Below are 7,230 nucleotides of genomic sequence, written 5' to 3'. Positions count from 1 at the left end.
AAAAAATGCTATAATACTACCAATTCTATAGGTTACTTTTATAACACTTCTAAAAAATCCCCTTTTTAGAAAAATTTTTCCTGGAGATACTTCTATGTTAAAAATTTCAACAAAGGGTCAATACGCGCTTTTGCTTATGACCGACCTTGCAGAACAAGACCCTTCAAAATACGTAGCTCTTAAAATTTTAAGCCACCGCCACAACCTAAGCATAAAATATGCCGAACAAATTTTAATGCAGCTCAGCAAAACCGGACTTGTTGTCGGTTTACGCGGAAATAACGGCGGTTACAAACTTGCAAAATCTCCAGACCAATACACAGCTGGAGAAATTTTGCGGGCAATGGAAGGCAATTTAAGCCCAAAAGGTGTTTCTGAAGGAAATACAGTTTCTTCCGTTGGAAACGATGCTTTTTGGCAAGGTTTTGACGAAGCAGTAAATCAATACGTTGACAGCATTACCCTCGAACAAATTGCCGAAAAAAACCGCGAATTTAACGGTTTCGACTACGTAATTTAATTAAAAATTCAATCCTCCGTTCAATTATTTTTAAACTCGCTGCAAATTGCTTTAAGCGCCTCTTCGAGAATTTTTCTTGGAGTGGCGCAATTTATTCTCTGAAACTTCTCTCCTTCAATTCCAAACATTGTTCCACGGTCAAGCCAGACTTTTGCCTTATTGAGAATTTTGTTTTCAATCTGAGAGTCCGTTAATTCAAAATCCGAAAAATCAAGCCACAAAAGATAAGTGCCTTCCGGCTTGCAAACCTTGATTTTCGGGCAATTTTCCGAAATGTATTTTTCTGCAAACAAAATATTCTGCCAGATATACGAACGAACCCGCTCAAACCATTCATCGCCTTCAGAATAAGCGGCAGTTGCGGCCTCAATGCCCATAATAGGCGGCTCGTCGTAGCCGGTGCATTCAATTTCTTTTATAAAAGAATTCCGCAATTTTTCGTTCGGAATTACAATGTTTGAAAACTGAAGTCCTGCCAAATTAAAAGTTTTGCTCGGAGAATTGCAGATAATTGAATTTTGAGCGGCTTCTTCAGAAAGCAGCGCAAAAACTGTGTGTTTATGACCTTCAAAAGTTATATCGCAGTGAATTTCATCGCTTATAACCAAAACATTGTGTTTTAAGCATATTTGGCTCAATTTTAAAAGCTCTTCTTTTTTCCAGACCCTTCCGCCAGGATTGTGAGGCGAACACAGGATAAAAAGCTTTACTTTTTCAGAAACAATTTTATTTTCAAAATCTTCAAAATCAATTTCGTAATGTCCGTTTTTTAAAACCAATGGATTGTTCACTAGTTTTCTTTTTTGATTGCTAATTGCTTTAGAAAAAGGATAATAAACCGGCCTCTGAATAAGAACAGAATCGCCTTCAGAAGTAAATGCGCGTATTGCCATGCAAATTGCAAAAACAACTCCAGGAGTATTAACAACCCATTCTGTTTTGATTTCAAAATTGTGCCGGTTTTTATACCATTTTTTTAACGCATCGTAATAGCGAGAATCTGGCCAGCTGTAGCCAAAAATTCCGTGATTGCAGCGCTTTTTTAGCGCATCTGTAACACATGGAGCTGTCGGCCAGTCCATGTCGGCAACCCAAAGACTGAGCACGTCAATAGGTTTATTGCGGGCTTCTGCCAAATCGTATTTTATTGCCATTGTATTAGAGCGGTCTGTAATTTTATCAAAATCAAAAGTCATTTTTTTTCTCCAATAAATAAGTTTATTTTTAGTTTTTAAAAATGCGCCAGGGATTGGAAGGGCGGCAAAGCCGTTGCGGAACGAAGCGGAGCAATGCAGGCGAAAGCCAGAACCCTGCAAAGCCCGGCCGGCACTTTGTGCCGGGGCGCCCGGCTTTTAATCTTCCAAAGCCTGCTTTATATCATTTTTTAAGTCTTCAAAATTTTCGATTCCGACAGAAAGCCGGATCAAAGTGTCGGTTATGCCTTTTTGCTTGCGTTTTTCTTCCGGAATTTCCGAATGGGTTTGAGTGAGCGGATAAGTTGCAAGGCTTTCCACTCCGCCCAAGCTTTCCGCATACCGGAAAATTCGGATTTTGCGCAAAAATCGTTCGACCGTTTTACTGCTGTCCAAATAAATCGAAATCATGCTTCCAAAACCGCTCGCCTGCGATTTGTGAATTTCGTGTCCTGGAGTTTCCGGCAATCCAATGTACAGAACTTTTTTTACAAGTTTTTCAGTTTTTAAGTATTGAGCCAGTTTTGCGGCATTTTCGCTTTGTTTTTCCAATCTGACCGTCAGAGTTTTTATTCCGCGGATTGTAAGCCAGCTGTCAAAAGGTGCAAGCATTGAACCTGTAGTTTTTGTTATAAAAGCCATATCTTCGGCAATTTTTTCGTTATTTGTCGTTACAAAACCGGCGAGAACATCATTGTGTCCTGCAAGAAATTTTGTTCCCGACTGAATTACAACGTCAGCGCCAAGTGCAAGCGGTTTTTGATAATAAGCAGTCAAAAAAGTATTGTCGACAACAAGAAGCGCTCCGTGCGAATGAGCAAGTTCTGCGGTTTTTTGAATGTCTGTAACCGTCATGAGCGGGTTTCCGGGAGTCTCGATAAAGACGATTTTTGTGTCTGGACGAAAAGCTCTTTCAATCTGTTCAAGGCTGGAAGTGTCTACAAAAGTTGTTTCAATTCCCTGTTTTTTTACAATTGTGTTAAAAAGCCTGAGAGAACCGCCATAAATGTCGTCCGAACTTATAATGTGGCTTTTTGTTTCGAGCATGCTAAAAAAAGCAGTTTCAGCAGCCATTCCGCAACTAAACGCAAAACCGAATTTTGCTCCGTCGAGAGCAGCAACCGTTTCTTCCAAAAATTTCCGCGTCGGATTAGAAAGCCTTGAATAATCATAACCTGTCGATTTTCCAAGTCCCGGATGAGCAAATGTCGCCGACTGGACAAGCGGAACAGAAATCGCTCCCGACAAATCCACAGATTTTGCCTCTGGATTACCCTGAACACAAAGCGTATCAAAACAATAATTTGAAAATTCCATAAAAACTCCGCAACAAAAGACAGCACGGCTAAAAAAACAATAAGCCTGTTGTCAAAAAAAGAATAAATAAAAAAAAGAGAATTTGCCCGGAAAAATTTAAAAAGCAGGAAATTTAATCTGTTAAAAATTAAAGGGCACGAGAAGAAAGGCGCATGACACCGTTGCGGAAATTCTGGCGTACAAGTTTTTCAAAATAAACTGCCATTTTTCATGCACCTCCAAAAAAAGATGTTTCCACTTTAATAAAAAAATAATTTTTTGTCGATAGGCCTGTAAATTTTTGTAAACTGCCAATCATGCATGTTTACGCAGCAAACTCAGCCAGGAATCTGTTGGAAATTTTCAGTATATTATCGGGTCAAGCCCGATAATGGCATTAAATCGCAAAACTTGCAGCAACTCTGCTAACAGTTGTCGCAGCTCAAAAAGTTTGCTACATTTTCTTATAAATGCTGGTTAGAAATAATTTTTTTGACGCTTGACATAAAAATTATTACCTAGTATATCTATCGGCAATCAAAATATCGACAAAGGAGATGTAAGATATGAAAAAAATCCTGGCAATCACATCGGCTTTACTCGCAGCAGTTGCAGTAAACGCACAGACAGTTCTCAAAGTTGGAGCAACTCCAGAGCCACACGCAGAAATCCTCAACCTTGTAAAAGATGATCTCAAGGCGCAGGGAATCGACCTTCAGGTAATCGAATTTACAGATTATGTAACACCAAACGATGCAGTAGAATCTGGCGACATTGACGCAAACTACTTTCAGCATATTCCATACCTTGAATCGTTTAACAAAGAAAGAGGCTATCACCTTGTAAACGCGGCAGGAATTCACGTTGAGCCATTTGCAATTTATTCTCACAAAATCAAGTCGCTCTCAGACCTCAAAAAGAAAGCTTCAGTAGCAATTCCAAACGATCCTACAAACGAAGCTCGCGCGCTTTTGCTCCTTCAGGAAGCAGGACTTATCACTTTGAAAGAAGGCGCAGGTATCGAAGCAACGCCACTTGACATTAAAAAGAATCCTCTCAAGCTTAAATTCAAAGAAATCGAAGCCGCTTCGCTCCCACGTGTGCTCGACGACGTTGACGCCGCTGTAATCAACGGAAACTACGCTCTTCCAGCAGGACTTTCTGCAAAAAAGGACGGACTTTTTGTTGAAGGCTCATCTTCACCTTATGTAAACGTAATCGCAGTAAAAGCCGGCAACGAAAACAAGCCTGCAATCAAAGCCCTCATCAAGGCAATCGAAAGCGAAAAAGTAAAAGAATATATCAACAAAAAATACCCAAACGGCGAAGTTGTTACAGTTTTCTAAAAAAGGCTTTTAAATTTGGACGAAATTCTGCGGTCTAACCTGCTTTGCGCAGTTCCGCTTTTCGCTCCATTGCAAAGAAAACCGTGATTTTTAATCACAGTTTTCTTTGCAACGCTTGCGCGCTGCTCCAATCAGGCGTAAATTTTCCTTAAAAAAATTATTTTCCGTTCTTAAAAAGATTCGTCACAAAAAAATCAGTCAAATCCCTTATAACTTCCGCTGCAATCATAAGGCCTGCAACAGACGGAACAAAAGCATTGCTGCCAGGTGTCTGTTTTTTTAAATGCATGCAATTTTTTTCTTCAATTTCATCAGAATTAAATTCATCTTCTTTCGGAGGAATTGCTTTTTCTGTCGAAAAAACGCATTTTAACCGTTTAATTCCGCGTTTTTTAAGTTCATTGCGCATAACTCTGGCAAGCGGACAAACGCTCGTCCTCGAAATATCAGCAACTTCCAGCAAAGAAGGATTAACCTTGTTTCCGGCTCCCATGCTGCTTATAACCGGCACTCCGGCTTCTTTTGCCTTTTCAATAATCGCAAGTTTTCCAGTTACAGTATCAATACAATCAACGACATAATCATAAACAGAAAAATCAAACTGGCCGGCAGTTTCCGGCATAAAAAAAACTTTGTGCTTTGTAACCTTGCAGTCTGGATTTATGTCATAAATCCGCTCTTCAGCAACATCGACCTTGTTTTTTCCAAGCGTCGAATGAAGCGCAAAAAGCTGACGATTTATATTTGACAGGCAAACAGTATCATCATCAACAATATCAATTGCGCCAATTCCAGAACGGACAAGAGCTTCAACAACGTAACTTCCAACTCCGCCAATTCCAAAAACAATCACTCTTGAAGCAAAAATTTTTTCCATTCTGTCTTTGCCAAAAGTAAGGCAAATTCTTTCAAACTGGTTTTTCATAAACAAAACTATTCTTCATCCCCAAATTTTTCATCAGATTCTTCATCTTCGTCAGACTCGTCATCATAAAACTGATCCAGAAAATCTTGCAATTCTTCAAATTCTTTTTCATCGCGTTCTTTTGAATCTTGAGTTCGTCCGTCAATTATAAAACTTTCGCAGTACATTTCTAAAGTTTCGATAATAAAAACAAAATCCTCTTCTTCAAGCCTGTAAATATCTAAAACTTCGTGAATTTTAGGCAAAAGCCTTTTTAATCGCTCAATTGAATCGTCATATTCCGCTGCAATCCGTGCATTTTCTCCGTCAGAACGCAAAATATCCGTCCGCTCATTCAAAATCTGCGAATATATTTTTTTCAACGTCTTTAATAAAAATTTGTCTTCTTCATTCATAATTATTCTAAACTTTATACTTCAAACTTTGAGTTTTATCAATCATAGAAAAATGCAAACCTTGCCAGGTTTGCAAGCTGTTTTTTTAAACTCAACCTTCGCCTTAAATCTTAAAATTAACGTTGCGCTTTACAACGACCAATTGAATTTAGGCAACGACTCTACTAAACTACCCTAAAGGAAAAAACAAATGGAAAATCAAACCAATAAATTTTTAAAAGGAATTTTTTTCATCCTTTTATTCTTTTTAACAATTCTGTGCGGAATGCTTTTTAAAGTAATGGCTGATGTTTTTAAGCCTGTCGTACTTGCAGTTCTGCTGTCCCTTGTTTTTTACCCTCTTATAAAGCGCCTCTGCCTTTTTATAAAACTTCCATGGTGGCTTTCGACAGTAATTGTCTACCTTGCGTTTTTTATCGCTTTTTTTCTTGTCGTAAACATTCTTACGGCAAGCTTTAAGGCAATTGTTCTTGCAATTCCACGCTACCAAGAACGTTTCAATGCAATTCAAGATTCAATCCGCCTTGCAATCGAAACCCATCCAAATTCTAAATTTTTTGCGCTTTTAAATTTTGATGAAGAAGCCTCTCTTTTTGCAAATTTAAACAACCAGTTCAATATTCTTGAATATTTAAAATCTCTTGCAATTGTCTTTACTGGTTCTGTCGTAGTTTTTATGAAAACTCTTTTTTTGGTAGTCTTGCTGTCAATTTTTCTGCTTGCAGAATTCAAAAAGACCAAGCACAAGGTTCGGCTCGCATTTACAAACGAACACAACCTGCGCGTTATAAAAATCGTGCACAATATCATAAAAGACACAACTCATTACATCTCGATTAAATTCGTAATTTCGCTTTTTACTGGAATTTTCATTTTTATCGCATGCGCACTTACAAGAATGGACTTCCCTCTAGTCTGGGCATTTTTGGCATTTTGCTTAAATTTTATTCCAACTTTTGGCTCAATAGCTTCCTGCGCAATCACAATACTTTTTTCAATCATACAGTTTTATCCATCTCCGGTCGCTCCAATTATAATCGGAATTTGGGTTATTGCCGTAAATATGATTCTTGGAAACGTAATTGAACCAAAAATTGAAGGCGACAACCTCGGCATTTCGCCGTTTGTTATTCTTGTTTCGCTCTCTCTTGCCGGCTGGCTCTGGGGAATTTTGGGAATGATTCTTGCAGTTCCTTTAATGGTTATAATAAAAATTGTCTGCGAAAACATTTCCTATCTAAAACCCATTGCCGTTTTTTTGGGAAACAAAAGCAACTAAATCACATTTTTTGCCTTGTAATTCCAGAACCGGTCAATTTCTCTCAATCCGCCGCTCATATTTGTAACAGAACGGTTATCTTGCTCGCCAGAATAATTTTCTTGTGAACAGCAGAATCAACTTTGCCAGTCGATTTTTTATGCTTCAAATCTGCCGGTTCGCCTCGGCAATTTCCTTTTCAAGCTCAATTCTTGAAGTTCCGCCCTACCCTCTTCAATTTTTTCATAAAATTCAAGAATTTCGTTTTTTACCAAATTTGAATTTACGAGATTTTTT

Annotated in this window: 7 protein-coding genes; 3 read left to right on the top strand and 4 right to left on the bottom strand. The window is 38.4% G+C overall.

Translation table 11 applies throughout. The features are described from left to right. Positions 1 to 94: 94 nt before the first annotated feature. The gene (locus B4N75_RS04575; RefSeq protein WP_296024893.1) at positions 95 to 520 is read left to right on the top strand and encodes an RrF2 family transcriptional regulator; all 426 of its coding nucleotides are present in this window, start codon (positions 95 to 97) and stop codon (positions 518 to 520) included. 20 nt (positions 521 to 540) lie between these two features. Here B4N75_RS04575 and B4N75_RS04570 read toward each other — a convergent pair whose 3' ends face one another. Together B4N75_RS04570 and B4N75_RS04565 are read right to left on the bottom strand one after the other, a co-directional pair. Beyond that, positions 541 to 1,716, bottom strand: coding sequence for a MalY/PatB family protein (locus B4N75_RS04570; RefSeq protein WP_296706681.1), 1,176 nt, complete (start codon positions 1,714 to 1,716; stop codon positions 541 to 543). 156 nt (positions 1,717 to 1,872) lie between these two features. Beyond that, the gene (locus B4N75_RS04565) at positions 1,873 to 3,030 is read right to left on the bottom strand and encodes a trans-sulfuration enzyme family protein (protein WP_296666732.1); all 1,158 of its coding nucleotides are present in this window, start codon (positions 3,028 to 3,030) and stop codon (positions 1,873 to 1,875) included. A 545-nt stretch (positions 3,031 to 3,575) separates the two neighbouring features. On the opposite strand from B4N75_RS04565, the gene B4N75_RS04560 reads away from it, so the two are divergent. Continuing rightward, complete coding sequence (locus B4N75_RS04560; RefSeq protein WP_296024886.1) at positions 3,576 to 4,355, top strand: MetQ/NlpA family ABC transporter substrate-binding protein; 780 nt, start codon at positions 3,576 to 3,578, stop codon at positions 4,353 to 4,355. Between the two features lie 157 nt (positions 4,356 to 4,512). On the opposite strand, the gene B4N75_RS04555 is transcribed toward B4N75_RS04560, so the two are convergent. Further along, positions 4,513 to 5,280: a tRNA threonylcarbamoyladenosine dehydratase gene (locus tag B4N75_RS04555; RefSeq protein ID WP_296666734.1), complete on the bottom strand. Its 768-nt coding sequence runs from the start codon at positions 5,278 to 5,280 to the stop codon at positions 4,513 to 4,515. Between the two features lie 8 nt (positions 5,281 to 5,288). Next, positions 5,289 to 5,675, bottom strand: coding sequence for a hypothetical protein (locus tag B4N75_RS04550; protein WP_296024880.1), 387 nt, complete (start codon positions 5,673 to 5,675; stop codon positions 5,289 to 5,291). Positions 5,676 to 5,865: 190 nt separating this feature from the next. On the opposite strand from B4N75_RS04550, the gene B4N75_RS04545 reads away from it, so the two are divergent. Beyond that, positions 5,866 to 6,954 (top strand): AI-2E family transporter, encoded by a 1,089-nt coding sequence (locus B4N75_RS04545; RefSeq protein WP_296706679.1) that lies wholly within the window; start codon positions 5,866 to 5,868, stop codon positions 6,952 to 6,954. Positions 6,955 to 7,230 lie beyond the last annotated feature (276 nt).

The sequence above is a fragment of the Treponema sp. UBA7570 genome, from assembly GCA_002477955.1.
Lineage (GTDB): Bacteria > Spirochaetota > Spirochaetia > Treponematales > Treponemataceae > Treponema_D.
Note: the sequence above shows the minus strand (reverse complement) of the source record. Positions and strands in the feature narration are given on the sequence as shown.

What these genes read in the sequence shown, in the direction of transcription:
- B4N75_RS04555 (WP_296666734.1), bottom strand. Translation starts at nt 5,280, where the DNA reads ATGAAAAACCAGTTTGAAAGAATTTGCCTTACTTTTGGCAAAGACAGA.
- B4N75_RS04565 (WP_296666732.1), bottom strand. Translation starts at nt 3,030, where the DNA reads ATGGAATTTTCAAATTATTGTTTTGATACGCTTTGTGTTCAGGGTAAT.
- B4N75_RS04550 (WP_296024880.1), bottom strand. Translation starts at nt 5,675, where the DNA reads ATGAATGAAGAAGACAAATTTTTATTAAAGACGTTGAAAAAAATATAT.
- B4N75_RS04560 (WP_296024886.1), top strand. Translation starts at nt 3,576, where the DNA reads ATGAAAAAAATCCTGGCAATCACATCGGCTTTACTCGCAGCAGTTGCA.
- B4N75_RS04545 (WP_296706679.1), top strand. Translation starts at nt 5,866, where the DNA reads ATGGAAAATCAAACCAATAAATTTTTAAAAGGAATTTTTTTCATCCTT.
- B4N75_RS04570 (WP_296706681.1), bottom strand. Translation starts at nt 1,716, where the DNA reads ATGACTTTTGATTTTGATAAAATTACAGACCGCTCTAATACAATGGCA.
- B4N75_RS04575 (WP_296024893.1), top strand. Translation starts at nt 95, where the DNA reads ATGTTAAAAATTTCAACAAAGGGTCAATACGCGCTTTTGCTTATGACC.